Here is a 16,869-nt window from a genome sequence, read left to right on the forward strand (position 1 = left end):
GGCTCAACCGTCCGCGGAGATAGCCCAACCAGGCTGGAACGCAGGCAGTTTGGCCCGCAACATCTGCGGGTCGAACTCCTCCTTCCCCGTGCCCTTGGTCAGCATCTCGGCATAGTCGGGATCAGCGGTGAACAACGTCCACTTCGTGGTGGAACCATCGGCGGCATGGTCGTAGACGAACAGGGCACCGTAAAGACCGTTGCCCGACTCCCCAATTCGCTGAAGCTCAGCGCGAATCCCCTCCTCGACGAGGTTCGCGTTGAGCACGGCGTAACCGACAATCGTCATCCCCGCTGTCATGACCGCAGCTCACCTCTCACCCTTGAGATACTGCTCAACCGACCTCGAACGACTTCGGCCACACCTCTCGGTGATCCCGCGCCGAAGTCCTTGCGCGGCCGCGCCTTCCGCCACTCGAGCAGCCTAGCTCAGGTCGTCCCCTTCTCGCCCCTGCTCCGAGCCACGGCGTCGGTGTACAACTCGGTGGTCAGTTCGCCGTCCGAGACGCCGATCTCCTCGAGGACGGCGCGCAGGTCGGCCAACGCATCGGCCAAGCCGTCCTCCTCGGACTGGGTCTCCAATTCGAGGAACGTCGCACCACCGAGTTCCGGCACGGTCACGATCGTGGCGGTCAGCGGGCGGCCACGCGCGGTGAATCGGTAGTTCTCGCAGTCCTTCCGGAATGAAATCACTTTCCGGTACCCGAGCCGTTCGAGGATCTGTGCCATGTCATCGGCAGAACTCACCTCGGTTTCGAACTCGGGCTTCGATCCCGTTGCCTGATCGACAGCTGGCTCCTTGTAGGTCAGCAGATACCGAACCGCCGCCGCCGAGCTGACCGTCCTGACCCGAAGCTCGCGGCCCCCGTCCGTCAGTGACCCGTTCGAATCATCGAAGTAGGTGTCCTCGTACGTTGCCTTCTCGACCGCCGCTCGACTCCGTAGCTCGGCACGGACGGCCGCTGGCTCCGAAGTCGAGCTTTGTATTCGGCTTCGATCATCGGGTTTCCTCGCTCCGCAACGCGGCCAGCCGCTTGCTTGGGCATGAACGCGGCACTATCTGCCTACAGTGCGGGGCTGCCCGTGCTCGAGGTACATGACAGCATTCGAAACGTACGCGCGGTAGCCGTAGGTCAGGCGTCGCGCGAGGCGCTGGATCACATACTCTGACAGATTGTTTACGTTGACCCATTCGGTCTGGTCTATTTCGATTCCATCGACCTGAATCCTGTCCTCGTCATCGCCCAGCGGCCCGCAATCGAAGAGGTACAGTATTTTGTCCCCTTCGGTATCGCTCGGCGCCCAGTCGTGAACCAGCAGCCGCTTGACGGACCTTTTCAGACCCAATTCTTCTCGCAACTCACGTTCGCAAGCTGATGCCGGGGACTCTCCTCGGTCGACGTATCCGCCCGGGATGTCCCATCGATCGCCATAGGTTTTACGGACCAGCAATATGTCCTCTCCTTTGACAAACAGCGCTCCGGATGCCAGTCGAGGTGTTGCGAAGTTTGCGGCCGGATCGGTCATCGGATCGACTCGTCTACGTTCAAGCGATGCGCCTTTCTGTACGGCACCTATTCGGCTACCCCGAGATACCGCTCGACCGATGCGACCTTGCTCGTCATCGCATCGGTGACACCGGGCCGAATATCCCCTTTGAGCACGATGCTGCACCGGGGCGCGACAGCCATGACCGCGTCGATCGCTTCCTTGATCACGGCCATGACCTCATCCCACTCGCCTTCGATGGTGGTGAACAGAGCGTTCGTCTCGTTCGGCAACCCGCTCGCGCGGATGACCCTGACAGCTTCCGCCACACCTTCACCGACACTTTCCCCTGTTCCCATCGGCGTAACCGAGAAGGCGATGATCATGAGCAGCTCCTATCGGTGATCCCGCGTCGAAGTCGTTGCGTGGCCGCGACTTCCGCCACTCGATCGTCACGGCCGGCCTCGCATACGAGCGTCAAGGATACGCGCCGAGCCGGATTCTTCGGACCGGTCTTCGACCGGATCGCGGACGCGGTTCAGGTCGTCCCTCTTCAGAGCTTCGACTGTCGTGAAGCCAGAGCGGGAATGGCAGCGATCTTTTCGGGCGGTAGCGACTCCCACAGGATGCCATCCGGACGGCGCGATTGGGCGCATCGAATAACCTCGTCGGGAGTCACGATCAAATCCACACGGAAGTCATGTTCGGCCTCCGGCAATTCTTCGTCGACCACTTGGAGCCGATGGACTGTAGTTGCAATCGGCGTTTCCGAGTTGATCAAACCAACCTCTTGCAGTAGTGCCAATTCAATATCGGAGTATCCGGCACCCTTGCCTAGTCGAACTCCCTGCCGGTTCACTGCCACGCTGCCGATGACAACCATATCGATCGGCAGCATTTCGTCCACATCGACATTTCGACCCACTTCGGCGGCGGAGGTCTTCTGCGAGGCAATTTCCGGAGGCTCGGCGAGATTGCTCGGATCGAGGAGATAGAAAGGCTTTGGCGCCGCGAGTCTGGGAACCGCCATGTAAAGTATCTTCCCCTCGGTCAGAGCACGGACACGGACAGGCAACTGAGCAGTGTCCGGCACTGTCTTCACGACTGTAGATTTCTGCCACTCAGCGAGACCGGCCAGTCGACGCGCAGCATCTTCCGCTCCAACGAATGAAGGGATGTTTCTCTTCGCATTCGGCTCGACAGCGCCCTTTTCCTCGAGTCGATTCCACACATGTTCACGTACGGTCTGCTTCGCCGAAGCTACGCTCATGTCTTCCCTTTCGCTCAGGTCGTAGTCATGAGGGCTAGAACCCTGTCATACGTGTCTCGAACAGTTGGAATGTTGCGGTATGGCTGCAACTCGCGACAGGCGGTGAAGACGATATTCAACCCAGCGCCGCCGCGGGTCTGCTCGACAAGGTCGATGGCCTGGTGGAGTGCATGAGCTGCTTCGTCCATCGAGTGCTGTCGAATGTAAGACAGGCTTAGATTTCCTGCCATGATGGCCCGAGTCTTGAAGCCATCTCGGCACTGCTCGACAGCGCTCTCCAGAATTGTCTGTGCCCTCTTGGCTTTACCCAAGGAGAGGTAGCACGAACTTGCCAGCCTTGCGTGCTGCGTTTCCGAGTGTAGACCCAAGGAGAATTGATCGTGAGCGATCCTGTCGAAATATCTTTCTGCTGTGCTCAATGATTTTTCACAGTCGACCTCCCGTCCGAGCATCGCAAATGCCTCCGCTCGATGCAAAAGAGCAACGCCAGTCAGTTCGGAATTCAAGTGTCGCGCTATATCTGCGACACGCTCGGTAAGTTCGAGACCTTGCACCGGATCTTTTTCGCCGTACAGCGCTATGTAACTTTGCCGCAGGTTGGCCTGAGCTTCCATTAATACGTCACCCAGTTTCCGGGCGGCGGCGATGGACTGATTCAAGTAATGATGCGCCGTCGAATTGTCCCTACGTTGCGACGCGTCCCAGACAAGCCGACTCATCAAATTTGCGGCCTGCGCTTCCACTGCGAACAACTCACGACGAATGGATTCGCTGGGCGCGGAATTCTGAAAGATCCGCGCCTGGCCGAGGTACTGGCCAGCCTGGGCGAGTAGCGATGCGGACGACTCATTGCCGTAGCTTTCATCCAGATCTGCGATGAGATTGCGCAACCGCGCTATCGCCTTCAAGTCGACGGACTCGGGCTTTCGGAGACCGAACTGTAGATTATCGTCGGTTTCGTTCGGGCGACTTCTGGCCTGGGATGCACCAAGGTCCGCGGCGAGTGCCGCTTGGAACCGTGCGCGCTGCTTTTCGTCCAATCGGCGAAACAACGTATCCATTCCCTCGGCAAATTCTCCCGAAAGAGTGATAGACCCACCGCGACCTTCCCACTTGCGGATCACCGCAAGAGAGAAACCTGACAGTGCGGCGAAATCCTTCTGGGTGCGGCGTAGCGCCGCGAGACGAAGGGCCTTGACCTCGACGCCTGTCCAGTTCGTCACGATCATTCGATCCGCCGTTCCGCGTCCCGGGGTTTTCCTCACAGCGTAGATCCTCCGTAGCACCCGCGCGCTTCAGTCATGGCGACAGTTCGACCACGCTCTGAGATGAGGCACCGGAGCGGGGTCCAGCGGCATTGGTCCAGCGACTGGACGCCTTCTCGAAACACCGACGGAGAGGAGGGCAAACACGATGAACGGCGGGAAGCTGGGGCAGCCGAAGGACGACGGGCCGGTCTCGACGCCGCGTAATCGCTATTACGCCGCGCTGAGCCGTTGTGAGCGCCGGAGCAATCACCAACGGGCCGCCAGGGGCAACTCTGGGAAGCGTCTGTGGTCGCTGAGCGAAGCAGCACACGACTTCGCGAGCGCGGCAATGCATCTGGTGCCGGACCCGCGCCAGGCGGTGTGGTGATGTCCCGCGAGGCGGGAGCGCACTCGCGCACGACCGTGCTCGCCCTCGCCCGTGAGCACCTCGGCCCGCTGAGCGTTCGTTCTGGGAGCAGGTGAACGGATGAGTCCTGTTTCGCACGGTTCGGGGTCGCAGGTGCTGCCCTCGGGAGAGGAGCTGTGTGCGGCGATCCGCGGGCATCACATCGGCGACCATCCGGTGCTCGAACTCGCTGCCGAGTTCGGGCGCCTGTATCAGGCAATGCGAACCTGCGTGAACCAGTGTTGTTGTCCGCGAGCGGAATTGGTGTTCGCTGTCGATGCTTGGGCGGCGACCCATCTGCCGGTACCGTGCGGCGGGGCGCGGATGCACACCGAGTCCCTTGGTGCGGTGATCGACCGGCTCGCCCGTTTGCAGGTCCACGCCTACCACCTGTTGATGACGGTGGCGGACCTCAGCACGGACCCGCAGGTGCACGCGGCCTGGTATCGGCTGGCGGAACTGGTCGAGGGCTACACCGATCTCAACACCGAACTCAGCCGCCGCTCGCTGCGGCTACCGGCGCTCGGGGACGGTGGCTGACAACGGATTCGGGAAAGTCGAACTCCGGACTTGCTGAGCACCAACGCGATTGCGCTGGCGCTGGATTGAACAAGCAACCATGTAACGAAGCCAAGGAGATGGAATGCCCGCTGAAGGTTCGACATTCGCGCGACGCGCCCTCGGCCAGAAACTGCGCGCCTTGCGGGACAGAGCGGAGATAAGCCAGGCCGCCGCGGCCCGCGTCCTCGGGATCTCTCCCCAAACGATGGGCCGACTGGAGGAAGGGTTGTCGGTCCGCTCGGCGAGCGACCTCTACATGAACACCCTGTGCAACCTCTACCGCGTGTCCGACGAGGAGCGTCGCCTGATCCTGGCCTTGGCCTGCGAAACGCGCCGCACCGCCGAGCGGGGCGGCGGCTGGTGGCAGCCACTCATCGATCGGGAAATCCCCGATTTCGACCCCTGCCTCGCGCTGGAAGAGCAAGCCATCCGCCTCACGGCATGGGCGGTCATCCGCCTGCCCGTCCTCGTCCGCACCCCCGCCTACAGCCGCGCCGTGGCCTGGACCGACACCCCCAACTCCCCGACGGAACAAATCGAGGAACGCGTCCACCGCGAGCTGAAACGGCAAGCCCGCCTTGATGATCCGGCATTCACCGCCGAGATCCTCCTGTCCGAGGCCGCGCTGCGCGAGGAATGGGGTGGCCCCGCCGTGATGGACGAACAACTCCAGCACCTGACCGAACTCGATCATCGCCCCAACATCTCGATCCGAGTCGTCCCCTTCACCACCCGAAACCACATCGGCGCCCTACTCGGCTCCTTCTCACTCCTGGAGTTCCCCACGATGCCCAAATCCCGCATGACCCAACCCCCCATCGTCCACATCGAAGAACACGCCGGAGACCTCTACCTCGAACGACCCGCCGAAATCGCCCGCTACAAATCCGCCCTCACCGAACTCCGAAACTCGTCATCGGCGCAGCCACAGACGGACGAACTCGAACGCAGCCGCCGTTCCGGCGCAGACCGCCCCGAGACCGGATAGGCTTGCCATAGCGACGTTCCCATGCGAGGAGGGCGGGCATGTCGACTTATCCGGACCCACGCGATCCCCGAGTCCAAGAAGACATTCAAGAGGCAGTCCAACGCGCCCGAGACTCGGCCCTCGGCTCACTCATGTCCGACCAGGACATAGCGAACGCGGCCGCCGGCCATCTCGGCGTCGACTTCGCAGGCGCACCCGGAATCGATGTCGAGATCCAGCGCGAGGTCCGGCGGCAGTCCGGCACGGGCTGGACATTCGAGGACCGGCGCGGGCGCTCAGGCACCGGCAGCACGCACGACGACCCGCCCCCCGCGCCCCCCTACACCCCACCACCCCCCGACGCCGTATTCGCCCTCACCGTCGACCACTGGTGCACCGACGACGAGATCACCGCCCTACTCAACTACGCCCCCTTCGACGGCACCCTCATGCGCGACCGCTGGGACCCCACCTGCCCGTCGGAGTTCTACCGCGGCTACATCACCGCCCTCGCGGGCCTGGTGCAATCGGTGAGCGCGGACCAACCCCTCGACCGGTACCGCTCGATCGTCACCACCATCGACGACATCCTGAAATCCTGGACCGGCACCCCCGACCAACGCTCCGGCGCCGCCTTCGCCATGACCAACGCCTGGCAGTACTCCGAATCCGGCGCCACCGTCCCCCAGATCGTCCCCTTCCTGCGCGGCGAAATCGCCTGCCTCGCAGAGTGTTTCCGCACCGCCCGCTGGCACGGGAACTGATGCCGCCGAATGAGCCGTTACCACAACGTGATTCGCGCCTGCCCCTAGAACTATGGGCGTAACCACGTCGCCCCCCTCATCGATGTTCCGAACAGAAACGATCGGAGGGACCTTGATGAAACGCATCATCGGCGCGGTAGCGGCGGCGGCCGCGGTGACACTGTCGGCCACGGCATGCCAGGACGACGTGACCGCACCGGCCACGACCACCACCCACACCGCCTCGACCACCACGGCCGGGCAGCCGACCGCCACAGCGGGGGAGTCCCCCGCCGCCACCCGCACTCCGGTCAACGATCAGCCCGGCGCCAGCGTCTCCGCACCGGCCGCCACCTCCCGCGCGCCCGAGGCCGGAACCGCCCCCGCCACAGCCGGTCACGGCCTCTGCGTAGACATCAACTCGGGCGTGGTCGCCGCCGCCCTGAACTCCCTCGGCCCCGGCGTGGGCGGGGAGAACTACGTCCCCGAGAGCGCCACCGACGCCCCGCTGGGCTCGTGCCCGCAACTGCTCTGGGTCCTGGCCGCCACCCCGCGCGGCACCGCCAGCTCCCCCTGGCACGTCCTGTTCTTCAACCACGACCGCTACCTCGGCACCGCGACGAAGGCGGCCACTTCCTACACCTCGATCGTCGGCTCGTCCGACCGCGGTGTGCAGGTGCGATACCGGTGGATCGCGGGCGACGAACCGAACTGCTGCCCGGCGGGCGGCCCGGTCGACATCACCTTCACCCTCGGCGCGGACGGCTCGACCATCACCCCGGACCGGCCCATCCCGCCGCAGGTCGCGAAGTAGCCTGGGGGAGCGCGCGTTTCCGTCCCGAACGGCCCACCCCCACGTAGGCTGACACCGCAAGTGTTTCGCCGTCGAGGAGGGTGGGCATGTCGGCCGCTCCCGCATCCGGTCGCCGCAAGCGAGCCGCCTATATCGCGGCCGAGGACGCCGTATTCGGCCTGAAGATCGACCACTGGTGCACCGACGCCGAACTCGAGGCCATGCTGAACTACGCGCCCTGCGACGCGGTCCTGCTCCGCGACCGGTGGAATCCGGACTGCTCCTCGGAGTTCTATCGCGGCTACCTCACCGCCCTGGCGGGGCTGGTGCAGTCGGTGAGCGTCGGCCACTCGCTCGATCGCTATCGGGCGGTGGTCGACCACGTCGAGGAGATCGCGCGAACCTGGCCCGGCGAGCCCGACCAACGCTCCGGCGCCGCCCACGCCCTGGCCAACGCCCGGCGCTACGGCGAGGCCGGGGTCACCGTCCCCGACATCGTCGCCTTCCTACGCGGCGAAATCGCCTCCGTCGCAGAATGTTTCCGCACGGCCCACGAACAGGGCCGCTGACCTACTTCAACCCCGACCGCACGAACGCGTTCACAATGTGCCGCTGCAACACCAGATACAACACCAACACCGGCAGACAAGCCAAACTCGCCACCGCCATCATCGGCCCCCACTGATCCCCCTCCGCGGTCCCCATGAAACTGCGCAACCCCAACTGCAACACCGCATTCGACTTGCGCATCACCACCGCGGGCCAGAAGTACTCGTTCCACGCGTTGATGAACAACAGAATCGCCAAGGCCGCCAACGCGGGCCGCAGATTCGGCACCACCACCGTCCACAGGATCGACCACGACGAGCGCCCGTCCACCTTCGCCGCCGCGATCAACTCCTTCGGGAAGGCGTTCATGTGCGGCCGCAACATCAGCACCGCCAGCGCCGAACACAGCGTCGGCAGCACCGCCCCCACCACCGTGTCGATCAGCCCGAGCTGGTTCAGCAGAATGTAATTGGGCAGCATGGTCACCTGGAACGGCACCAGCCAGATTCCCACGAACGCCAGATACAGCACCCGCTGCAACGGGAACGTGTACATGGCGAAGGCGTAGGAGGCCAGCAGCGCCAACAACAGCTGACCCACCGCCGACAACCCCGCCAGCAGGAAGGTGTTCGCCACCAGCCCGGCGACGTCCACCTGCCGCGCGGCGTCGGCGTAGCTGGTGAACGACAGCGGCCACGGCAGCGGCGACAGCGAGTACACGTCCTGCGGGCGGCGCAGCGCCGTCGCGAACAACCAGTAGATCGGGAACACGCACACCAGCGCGGTCACCGCGAGCAGCGCGTGACTGCCCGCCGCGCGGATCCGGTCAATCATCATGGAAGGCAACCTTTTCCGAGACCCACACCAACGCGCCCGCGACCGCCCCGAACCCGAGGAACAACAGCACCCCGGCCGCCGCGCTGAGCCCGGCGTCGAAGCTGTGGAACGCGTAATCCCACAGCAGGTAGTAGATATTGGTGGTGGCCTGCGCCGGGCCGCCCTGGGTCATCGTGTCGATCAGCGGGAAAGTCAGTGTGGGAGTGAGCAATACGGTCGTCAACACCAGGAACGCCACCGTCGGCGACAGCATCGGCAGCGTGATCCAGCGCCGGATCTGCCCGGCGCTCGCGCCGTCCACCCGGGCCGCCTCGTCGTAATCGCCGCTGATCCCGGCCAATCCGGCCCACACCACCAGCACCGCGAACCCCAGCAGCTGCCAGCCGGTGATGACGATGATCACCCACGGCGCGCTCGACGCCTCGTAGACCCAGTTGCGATCGGTGCCCAGCGCCTGATCCACCACGCCCGCCTTCGGCGCCAGCAGCCAGCGCCACACCGCCGCCGCGGCCACGGGCGCGACCAGGAACGGCGCGAAGATGAACGCCTGATAGACCGTGCGGGCCCGCCCGTGCACCCGGCGGCTCGCCAGCGCGATCAGCACCGGCAGCACCACCGTGAACGGCAGCAGCCCCACGATCAGCACCACCGTCCGCCAGATCGAATCGGTGAACGCCGGAAGCTGCACCAGCCGTTCGTAATTGGCGGCGCCGACCGGCTTCATCGGCGCGGTCGGCAGCAGATTCCACGAGTAGGTGGACAATTCGAACGCCTGCACCAGCGGCCGGTAGGTCCACACCACCAGCAGCACCAGCGCGGGCGCGAGATACAGGTACGGCACGGCGAACCGCCCCACCCTGGTCAGGATGGGGCGGCGGGACCGAACCGGCTCGGCCGCAACGGCTTCGAGCTCGGCGGGCGGTGCCTCGACGACGAACATCAGCGGGACTCGGCCGCCAGCGCGGCCAGCTGCTCGAGCACCTCGGACTCCGGCCGGTCGTACACCGGCGCGGCGGGGGTCGCCTCGACCGCGGTGGCCAGGAAGGTCGACCCGAGCACATCGATGCGGCTGTAGCCGAACCCGGTGAGGCCGCGATGCCGCCCGGCCGGGGCCATCGGATCGATCCGGTAGGCCAGCGCGGGACCGATCCACACCGGGATTCCGCCCAGGGCGGAGGCCGCGGTCAGATGGTTGTGCCCGCAGACGATCAGCCGTACGTCGGTGCCGGTGACCACCTCCTCGAGCAGTTCGGCCTGCTGCAACTTCAGGAATTCGGTGGTCGCGTTGGGCGAGGGCAGCGGCGGATGGTGCAGCACGAGCAGGGTCCCGCGCGGGGCGGGCGTGCTCAACTGCTCGGTCAGCCAGGCCAGCTGGTCCACCTCCAACCGGCCCTCGTGCCGTCCCGGGGTGGTGCTGTCCAGGGTGACGATCCGCAGCCCGTCGACATCGGTGAGGCTGTCCAGCGGAACCTCGGGATCTATTGCGGCGGAATCCCTTCCGAGCAGTTCGGTGGCGAAGGCCACCCGCTCGTCGTGATTGCCCATGGCGTACACGACCGTCGCGCCCAGCTGGGCGGCGGCCGGTTCGACGGCCTCGCGCAGCCGCCGGTAGGCCCGCGGGTCCCCGGCGTCGGTGAGGTCGCCGGACAGCACCAGGGCGTCCACGCGCCGATTCGAGGCGCACAGCTGGTCCAGGACGAAGGTCAGATTGGCGTGGGTGTCCACGCTGCCGTGCACCGTCTCCCCGGCGGGGCGGAGATGGGTGTCGGTGAGCTGGACGACGGTGAGATCGGTCATGACACCGGAAGGAGTTTGGCGCCCGCGTCCCGGGCGGCGGTGAGGGTGGGCTGAGCGTCCTTGGCCTGGAACACGATCGACTCGACCGCGTCCATCATGCCGTCACGGATCTGGAGATAGTTGTTGCCGGGCATGGAGATCCACGGCTCCATCCGATCCAGCTGGGCCACGTTCGGCGCGAGCAGCGGATTCTTCTGCGCCCAGTCGCGCAGGCCCGCGGGATCGTCGAGCAGTCCGGTGCGCAGCGGCAGATAGCCGATGCCGGAGGAGATCTTGACGTAGGCGGCCTCGCTGGTGAGGTACTTGATCAACTCCCACGCCGCGCGCTGCTTGGCCGGGTCGTTGGACAGGATGTGCAGTCCCGCACCGGAATTGGTGGGCACGGTCGGCTTGCCGTCGAAGGCGGGCATGGGGGCCGAGCGCAGATCCCACTTGTCCTTGGCCCCGGTGGTGAAGGTGCCCTGGATGGCGCTGGTCTCGAGGATCATGCCGACGTCGCCGCGGGCGAACGCCTCGTACCCCTGCTTCTGGTCCAGCTTGGGCATCTCGTTCGAGGCCACCAGCTGCTGACCGAACTTCGCGACCTCCACGCTCGGCGCGCTCGCGAACTCCAGGGTGTGCCGGTCGGCGGAGATGACGCGCCCGCCGTTGGAGCGCACCAGCGACTGGAAGCACCAATCCTTGGCGGATTTGGTGAAGCAGTCGATGTAGAGCCCGCCCTTACCGGTCTTGTCGGCGATCGCCTTGGCGGCGTCGGCGGCCTCGGCCCAGGTGGCGGGCGGCTTGGCCGGATCGAGCCCGGCCTGCTGGAACAGGGAAGCGTTGTAGTACAGCACCGGGGTGGAGAACACGAACGGCACGCCGTAGGTGTGGCCGTCCCAGTCGTCGAGGGTGCGGGCCTTGGGCGCGTACGGGTACTTCGCGCCGTCGAAGTTGCGCTGCACCTCGTCCTTGCCGAGCAGCGTGTCCAGCGGCTTCGCGCCCAGCTGGTGGATGGTGAAATCCAGGTCGCTGAAACCCAATTGGGCCACGTCGGGCGGATTGCCCGCGACGATCTGGTTCTGGATGCTGGAGATGGTGTCGGTGGCCGGGTTCGGGCTGTTGCCCTGCGGCTTCTGCGCGGTCACCTTGATGTTCGGGTGCTGGCGGGAGAAGTCCGCGATCAGCGCGTTGAAGGTGTCGGTCCACGCCCCGGCCAGGCCGTAGTTGTAGGACTCGAACACGATCGAGACCTGCTGATCCGGCTTCAGCTCCGGAATGGGCGCGGCCGAGGTCTGGTCGGCCCCGCCGGTGGTGCCGAGTCCGCCACACCCGGCCAGGGCGAGCACGCTCGCCACGGCCAGGCCCAGGGCGGGCAGGGTGCGTTTCACGAATTTCTCCTCATCGAGTGCGAATGTGGTTCAGGGAACGGGGACGGCTCGCGCGGCGTCGGGTTCGGGCGGGGCCGTATCGGAGGGCGCACGCCAGGTCAGGCGCAGGCCGGAATCGGGATCGAACAGGTGCACGTGCGCGGGATCGACGCGGAAGCCGATCGGCTCGCCGACCCGGGCGCCCGCCGGGCGCGGCGCCCGCGCGCACAGGGTGGTCGCGCCGACCTCCACGTGCACCAGCTCCTCGCTGCCGAGGTTCTCGACCATGGTCACCCGGCCGTGCACCGCGCCGCCGTCGGGATCGAGCCGCAGCTGTTCGGGCCGGATTCCGGCGATCACGGGCTGATCGTCGATCCGGTCGGCGATCGGGAGGGCGGCGTCCACGCCGTCGGCGCGCACGCGCAGCCCGCCGTCGCGCGAATGCACCACGGCCGGAAACAGATTCATCGGCGGCGAGCCGAGGAATCCGGCCACGAACGTCGAGCGCGGGCGGTCGTAGAGCTCCTCGGGCGTGCCGACCTGCTCCACCGCCCCGGCGTTGAGCAGCGCGATCCGGGTGGCCATGGTCATGGCCTCGACCTGATCGTGGGTGACGTAGAGGAACGTCGCGCCCAGGCGGCGGTGCAGCCCGATGAGTTCGGCGCGGGTGGCGCTGCGCAGTTTGGCGTCGAGGTTGGACAGCGGCTCGTCCATGAGGAACGCGCCGGGATCGCGAACCATGGCCCGCGCCAACGCGACTCGCTGCCGCTGCCCGCCCGACAGCGCGGCCGGGCGGCGGTCCAGCAGCGGCGACAGCTCCAGGGTGGCCGCCACCCGCTCCACGCGTTCGGCGATCGCGGCGCGCGAGTGCCGCCGGGCGCGCAGCGGGAAGCCGATGTTCTTGGCGACGGTCAGATGCGGGTAGAGCGCGTAGCTCTGGAACACCATCGCCAGATCGCGGCGCTGGGGCGGTTCGGTGGTGATATCCCTGCCGTCCAACAGGATTCGGCCCGAGGTCGGGTCCTCGAGCCCCGCGATCATGCGCAGCAGCGTCGATTTGCCGCAGCCGCTGGGGCCGAGCAGCACCAGGAACTCGCCGTCGGCGATGTCCAGACTCACCTCGCGCACCGCGTCGGTGCCGCCGAAGCTCTTGGACAGCGCCTCGATTCGCAGTCGTGCCACGATGCTCCCCTCAGGCCCCGACCGCGCCGGTCGTGATCCATTGCGCCACAGCGGCTCCCACGGCGGGGGAGTCCTTGATCCAGGCGAAGTGGTCGCGATGGGTCACCGTCGAGTTCTCGTCCACATGCCAGCGGGTGAGCTTGGCCGCGGGCATCCGCCCGGCCAGGAAGTCGACGTTCGACTTCGGGCCGAGCACGTCCTCGGACAGCGAGATCGCCAGCACCGGCAGGGTCATCCGCTTCAGCAGGTCGTTGTAGCGCCGCTTCGTGCCGCGCACCCGGTAGTAGCTGGTCAGCGAGTGCACCGACCAGTCGGTCATGACGCCGCCGGGCATGGGCGCGGGGATCAGCACCCCGCCGGGCCACAGGCCCTTGACCCGCGACACCAGGCCGATCCACTGGATCTGGCTCAGCGCCTCGAACCAGCGGCGCGGCCCGAAGGCGTACCAGAACACGGTGCCGGTGCCGATCACGGTCACCCCGGCGACCCGCTCGGGTTCGGCGGCGGCGAACAGCAGCGCGATCTGCCCGCCCAGGCTGTGCCCGAACAGGTGCAGCGGGGCGTGCGGGAACAGCCGCTCGACCGCGCCCACGATCGCGGGCAGATCGATCTCGATCATCTCCCGGTACCCGAAATCGGTGTGCTCGCCCAGCGGCGGGCGCGCCTCGCCGTGCGCGCGCAGATCGGCGGTCACCACCGAAAGCCCCTGTGCGTGCAGGGCTTTGGCGAGGGCGAGGTAGTTGCGCGCCTTCATCGCCATGGCGGGCAGGATCAGAACCACCGGGGCGGCGGGGTCCGCGGCCGCCAATCGGCGCAGCGTGAAGACCACGCCGTCTGCGGTGGAGACCTCGGTGGCCTCCAGGGTGGTGAACTCCGACCGGGATTCCGGCTTCGCGGCGGTCATGACGGCTCGCCCAGGTTCACGTCGCAGACGTAGTCGAAGGTGAACTTCGCGACCACCACGTCGTTGTCGTCGCGCAGCAGCGCCTTGCCCGCCAGCTCGAACCGCGCCGAGGCGGTCGCGGCGAGGATGTCGGCCAGCTCGCGGGTGTCCACGGTCGCGATCGCGCGGATGCGGCCGACGGCGGGCTTGCGGTAGGCGGCGGTGCCGCCGCGCAGCACCAGCCGCTCGACGGTGTGCAGCCGCTCGGCCGCCGCGCCGACGAACGCCGCGGCGCCCGCGATGTCGGCGGCGGTGAACAGCGCGCCCGCGTGCACGGTGCCCATGTGGTTGCGCACCTCGTCGCCCGCGGGGATCTCCACGATCGCCGCGTCGGGGCCGATCTCGGTGATGCGGGTGCCGACGTGGCGGCCGAAGGGGACCATGTCCTGGGAGACGGCGCGCAGGTACTCGTAATCGACCGCGGCCGGGTCGAGTTCGGGGTAGGCGGCGGCGAAACCGCTCAGTTCACGGGTGGTCATCGGGATTCCTCCTCAGCGCGGGCCGCGCAGGACGCGGCGGGCGATCGACCACCGCAGCACCTCCGACGGCCCCTCGTAGATGCGAAACGCCCTGGCCTCCACCAGGAATCGGGCGACCAGGTGGTCCTCGGTGACCCCCAGCGCGCCGTGCAGCTGCACCGCCCGGTCCAGCACCCGCCAGACCGCCTCGGAGACGAAGGTTTTCGCGATGGACGTCTCGTGCCGGGCCTGCGCCGACAGCGGCCCCTGCTCGTCGATGGTGGCGGCGGCGGTGGCGATCAGGCCGCGGGCGGCGGCGATGTCGATCTCGCTGTCGGCGACGAGGCCCTGGGCGAGACCGTGTTCGGCGATGGCGACGCCGAAGGCGTGGCGGCGGGTGATGTGGTCGACGGTCAGTTGCTGGGCGCGCACGGCCAGGCCGAGCCAGTTCATGCAGAAGATCAGCCGTGACGGGGCGAGACGCACCTGGGCCAGTTCCAGGCCCGCGCCGACGGTGCCGAGCACCGCCTCGTCGGGCACCTCGCAGTCGGTGAACTCGACCTCGCAGTGGCCGCCGGGGGCGCTGGTGTGGTCGAGGGTCGGCATCCGCCGCCCGACCCGCAGGCCGGGATTGTCCTGGTCGACCAGGAACATGGTCGGGCCGTCGGCGGTGCGGGCGACGCAGATGACGAACGCCGCGCCCTGCGCGCCGGTGGTGAAGTGCTTGCTGCCGTTGATGATCCAGCCGGTGTCGGTCTCCTCGGCGACGGTCTGGAGCATGCGCGGATCCGAGCCCGCGCCGGGCGCCGGTTCGGTCATGGCGATGGCCGAGCGCACCTCGCCCGACGCCAGCGGGGCCAGATACCGTTCCCGCTGTTCGGGGTTGGCGACATGGGCCAGCAAATGAATGTTGCCGTCGTCGGGGGCCCAGGCGTTGACCGCCAGCGGGCCGAGCAGGCTCGCCCCGGCCGCCTCGAGCACCCGCGCCTGCGCGCGGGTGTCCAGGCCGAGACCGCCGTACGCCGGATCCGACAGCGGGCCGAACACGCCCGCGTCCTTGGCCTTCTTCTGCAGGTCCAGCCGTAGGGCGTCGTCGGTGACGCGGCCCCCGGCCACCACCTCGCGCTCGACCGGGATCACGTGGTCCCGGACGAACTCCCGGGTCCGCTCGACCAACTGGGCCACGGTAGTCATGCGCTCACCTCGCTCATGTGCCCAGTCTCTGTCCCGCCCGGACGCGGGCGCGCGGGCGATAGGCGATGCCGATCGGTCGAATCGGATCGTCGCGGGGGTCGTGCGACCGGACAGCAACTCGGTCACGGTGGTGGCGACGACGACCGAGGGGACGATATGACCGAGCTACCGGTGCGGGTGCTCGCCCGCCGCGACGAGGCCGAGGGCGTGTTCCGCCTCGACCTCGCCGCCGCCGACGGCGCGGCGCTGCCGCCGTGGTCGCCGGGCGCGCACATCGATGTGTCCGTCGCGGAGGCGGGCGTCCGGCAGTACTCGCTGTGCGGTGATCCGGGTCACGAAAACCGTTGGCGCATAGCGATTCTGCGCGAGCCGCGGGGGCGCGGCGGGTCGGAGTGGCTGTACCGCAACGCTCACGAGGGTGCGGAGCTGCGAGTCTCGCCGCCGCGCAACAACTTCGAACTGGTCAACAGCGACGCGTACGTGTTCGTGGCCGGGGGCATCGGGATCACGCCGATCCTGCCGATGCTGGCCGCCGCGGAAGCGCGCGGCGCGCGCTGGGAGTTGTTCTACGGGGCCAGATCTCGCGCCCACTTCGCCTTCACCGGGGAGCTGGCGTCGCGGCCCGGGGTGCGGCTGGTCGCGCAGGACACCGACGGTCTGCTGCCGATCGCGGAGATCGTGGCGGGGGCCGGGGACGCCGCGATCTACTGTTGCGGTCCCGAACCCCTGCTCGCCGCCGTCGAAACCGCCGCCGCCGCAACGGGTTCGGCCGTGTACGCCGAGCGCTTCGCGCCCAAGGCGATCGTCGCCGGACCCGACGAACCCTTCGAGGTCCGGCTCGCCCGCACCGGCACGACGCACCGCGTCGGCGCCACCCAGTCCATCGCCGATGTGCTGGAGGCGGCGGGCGTCCCGGTCATCACCTCCTGCCGCGAGGGCACCTGCGGCAGCTGCGAAACCGCCGTCGTGACAGGCGATATCGACCACCGCGACAGCGTCCTCACCGAGGCCGAACGCGTCCGCGGCGACACCATGATGCTCTGCGTCTCCCGCGCTGCCGGGGTGCTCGTCCTCGATCTGTGACGC

The 16,869-nt window shown here is 67.3% G+C and carries 21 protein-coding genes; 7 read left to right on the forward strand and 14 right to left on the reverse strand.

Translation table 11 applies throughout. The features are described from left to right. Positions 1-3 precede the first annotated feature (3 nt). The 6 genes from ACWDSJ_RS16700 to ACWDSJ_RS16725 form a co-directional block, all read right to left on the reverse strand. Positions 4-300 (reverse strand): hypothetical protein, encoded by a 297-nt coding sequence (locus tag ACWDSJ_RS16700; protein WP_450032871.1) that lies wholly within the window; start codon positions 298-300, stop codon positions 4-6. A 128-nt stretch (positions 301-428) separates the two neighbouring features. Then, positions 429-986 carry a class IV adenylate cyclase gene (cyaB, locus tag ACWDSJ_RS16705; protein WP_450032982.1) on the reverse strand — a complete coding sequence of 186 codons (558 nt, stop codon included), beginning with the start codon at positions 984-986 and terminating at the stop codon, positions 429-431. Positions 987-1,055: 69 nt separating this feature from the next. Beyond that, positions 1,056-1,526, reverse strand: a complete 471-nt coding sequence (locus tag ACWDSJ_RS16710) for an NUDIX domain-containing protein (protein WP_450032873.1) — start codon at positions 1,524-1,526, stop codon at positions 1,056-1,058. A 47-nt stretch (positions 1,527-1,573) separates the two neighbouring features. After that, positions 1,574-1,873: an MTH1187 family thiamine-binding protein gene (locus tag ACWDSJ_RS16715; RefSeq protein WP_387366153.1), complete on the reverse strand. Its 300-nt coding sequence runs from the start codon at positions 1,871-1,873 to the stop codon at positions 1,574-1,576. Between the two features lie 167 nt (positions 1,874-2,040). Beyond that, positions 2,041-2,757: a 5-formyltetrahydrofolate cyclo-ligase gene (locus ACWDSJ_RS16720; RefSeq protein WP_450032875.1), complete on the reverse strand. Its 717-nt coding sequence runs from the start codon at positions 2,755-2,757 to the stop codon at positions 2,041-2,043. A 14-nt stretch (positions 2,758-2,771) separates the two neighbouring features. After that, positions 2,772-3,986 (reverse strand): helix-turn-helix domain-containing protein, encoded by a 1,215-nt coding sequence (locus ACWDSJ_RS16725; protein ID WP_450032877.1) that lies wholly within the window; start codon positions 3,984-3,986, stop codon positions 2,772-2,774. 184 nt (positions 3,987-4,170) lie between these two features. Here ACWDSJ_RS16725 and ACWDSJ_RS16730 point away from each other — a divergent pair, with 184 nt between their 5' ends. The 6 genes from ACWDSJ_RS16730 to ACWDSJ_RS16755 all read left to right on the forward strand — a co-directional run bounded on the left by ACWDSJ_RS16730 (position 4,171) and on the right by ACWDSJ_RS16755 (position 8,043). Continuing rightward, complete coding sequence (locus tag ACWDSJ_RS16730; RefSeq protein ID WP_450032879.1) at positions 4,171-4,392, forward strand: hypothetical protein; 222 nt, start codon at positions 4,171-4,173, stop codon at positions 4,390-4,392. A 99-nt stretch (positions 4,393-4,491) separates the two neighbouring features. Beyond that, positions 4,492-4,950, forward strand: coding sequence for a DUF4254 domain-containing protein (locus tag ACWDSJ_RS16735; protein ID WP_450032881.1), 459 nt, complete (start codon positions 4,492-4,494; stop codon positions 4,948-4,950). Positions 4,951-5,053: 103 nt separating this feature from the next. Beyond that, positions 5,054-5,959: a helix-turn-helix domain-containing protein gene (locus ACWDSJ_RS16740; RefSeq protein WP_450032883.1), complete on the forward strand. Its 906-nt coding sequence runs from the start codon at positions 5,054-5,056 to the stop codon at positions 5,957-5,959. Between the two features lie 131 nt (positions 5,960-6,090). Next, positions 6,091-6,702, forward strand: a complete 612-nt coding sequence (locus ACWDSJ_RS16745) for a hypothetical protein (protein ID WP_450032885.1) — start codon at positions 6,091-6,093, stop codon at positions 6,700-6,702. Positions 6,703-6,817: 115 nt separating this feature from the next. Then, the gene (locus tag ACWDSJ_RS16750; protein ID WP_387357047.1) at positions 6,818-7,495 is read left to right on the forward strand and encodes an LppP/LprE family lipoprotein; all 678 of its coding nucleotides are present in this window, start codon (positions 6,818-6,820) and stop codon (positions 7,493-7,495) included. An 86-nt stretch (positions 7,496-7,581) separates the two neighbouring features. Beyond that, complete coding sequence (locus tag ACWDSJ_RS16755; RefSeq protein ID WP_450032888.1) at positions 7,582-8,043, forward strand: hypothetical protein; 462 nt, start codon at positions 7,582-7,584, stop codon at positions 8,041-8,043. 1 nt (position 8,044) lies between these two features. Here the strand turns inward: ACWDSJ_RS16755 and ACWDSJ_RS16760 are convergent, their stop codons facing one another. The 8 genes from ACWDSJ_RS16760 to ACWDSJ_RS16795 are packed head-to-tail and all read right to left on the reverse strand — an operon-like array spanning position 8,045 to position 15,783. Further along, a complete protein-coding gene (locus ACWDSJ_RS16760; RefSeq protein WP_387357050.1) occupies positions 8,045-8,860 on the reverse strand; it encodes a carbohydrate ABC transporter permease in 816 nt (271 codons plus the stop codon). Continuing rightward, positions 8,850-9,800, reverse strand: a complete 951-nt coding sequence (locus ACWDSJ_RS16765; RefSeq protein ID WP_450032890.1) for a carbohydrate ABC transporter permease — start codon at positions 9,798-9,800, stop codon at positions 8,850-8,852. The genes ACWDSJ_RS16760 and ACWDSJ_RS16765 overlap by 11 nt, the downstream gene beginning before the upstream one ends. Beyond that, entirely contained in the window at positions 9,800-10,657 is an 858-nt protein-coding gene (locus ACWDSJ_RS16770; RefSeq protein WP_450032892.1) for a metallophosphoesterase, read from the reverse strand. Before ACWDSJ_RS16770 ends, ACWDSJ_RS16765 begins: the two co-directional genes overlap by 1 nt. Beyond that, positions 10,654-12,027 (reverse strand): ABC transporter substrate-binding protein, encoded by a 1,374-nt coding sequence (locus ACWDSJ_RS16775; RefSeq protein ID WP_450032894.1) that lies wholly within the window; start codon positions 12,025-12,027, stop codon positions 10,654-10,656. The genes ACWDSJ_RS16770 and ACWDSJ_RS16775 overlap by 4 nt, the downstream gene beginning before the upstream one ends. Positions 12,028-12,057: 30 nt before the next feature. Then, on the reverse strand, positions 12,058-13,188 hold the full coding sequence (locus ACWDSJ_RS16780; protein ID WP_450032896.1) for an ABC transporter ATP-binding protein: 1,131 nt from the start codon (positions 13,186-13,188) through the stop codon (positions 12,058-12,060). 10 nt (positions 13,189-13,198) lie between these two features. Beyond that, positions 13,199-14,092 (reverse strand): alpha/beta hydrolase family protein, encoded by an 894-nt coding sequence (locus ACWDSJ_RS16785; protein ID WP_450032898.1) that lies wholly within the window; start codon positions 14,090-14,092, stop codon positions 13,199-13,201. Then, positions 14,089-14,610 (reverse strand): YiiD C-terminal domain-containing protein, encoded by a 522-nt coding sequence (locus ACWDSJ_RS16790; RefSeq protein ID WP_387357062.1) that lies wholly within the window; start codon positions 14,608-14,610, stop codon positions 14,089-14,091. Before ACWDSJ_RS16790 ends, ACWDSJ_RS16785 begins: the two co-directional genes overlap by 4 nt. A 12-nt stretch (positions 14,611-14,622) precedes the next feature. Next, the gene (locus ACWDSJ_RS16795) at positions 14,623-15,783 is read right to left on the reverse strand and encodes an acyl-CoA dehydrogenase family protein (protein WP_450032900.1); all 1,161 of its coding nucleotides are present in this window, start codon (positions 15,781-15,783) and stop codon (positions 14,623-14,625) included. A 156-nt stretch (positions 15,784-15,939) separates the two neighbouring features. On the opposite strand from ACWDSJ_RS16795, the gene ACWDSJ_RS16800 reads away from it, so the two are divergent. Continuing rightward, positions 15,940-16,866 (forward strand): PDR/VanB family oxidoreductase, encoded by a 927-nt coding sequence (locus ACWDSJ_RS16800; RefSeq protein ID WP_450032902.1) that lies wholly within the window; start codon positions 15,940-15,942, stop codon positions 16,864-16,866. Positions 16,867-16,869 lie beyond the last annotated feature (3 nt).

The sequence above is a fragment of the Nocardia sp. NPDC003482 genome, assembly GCF_053588115.1.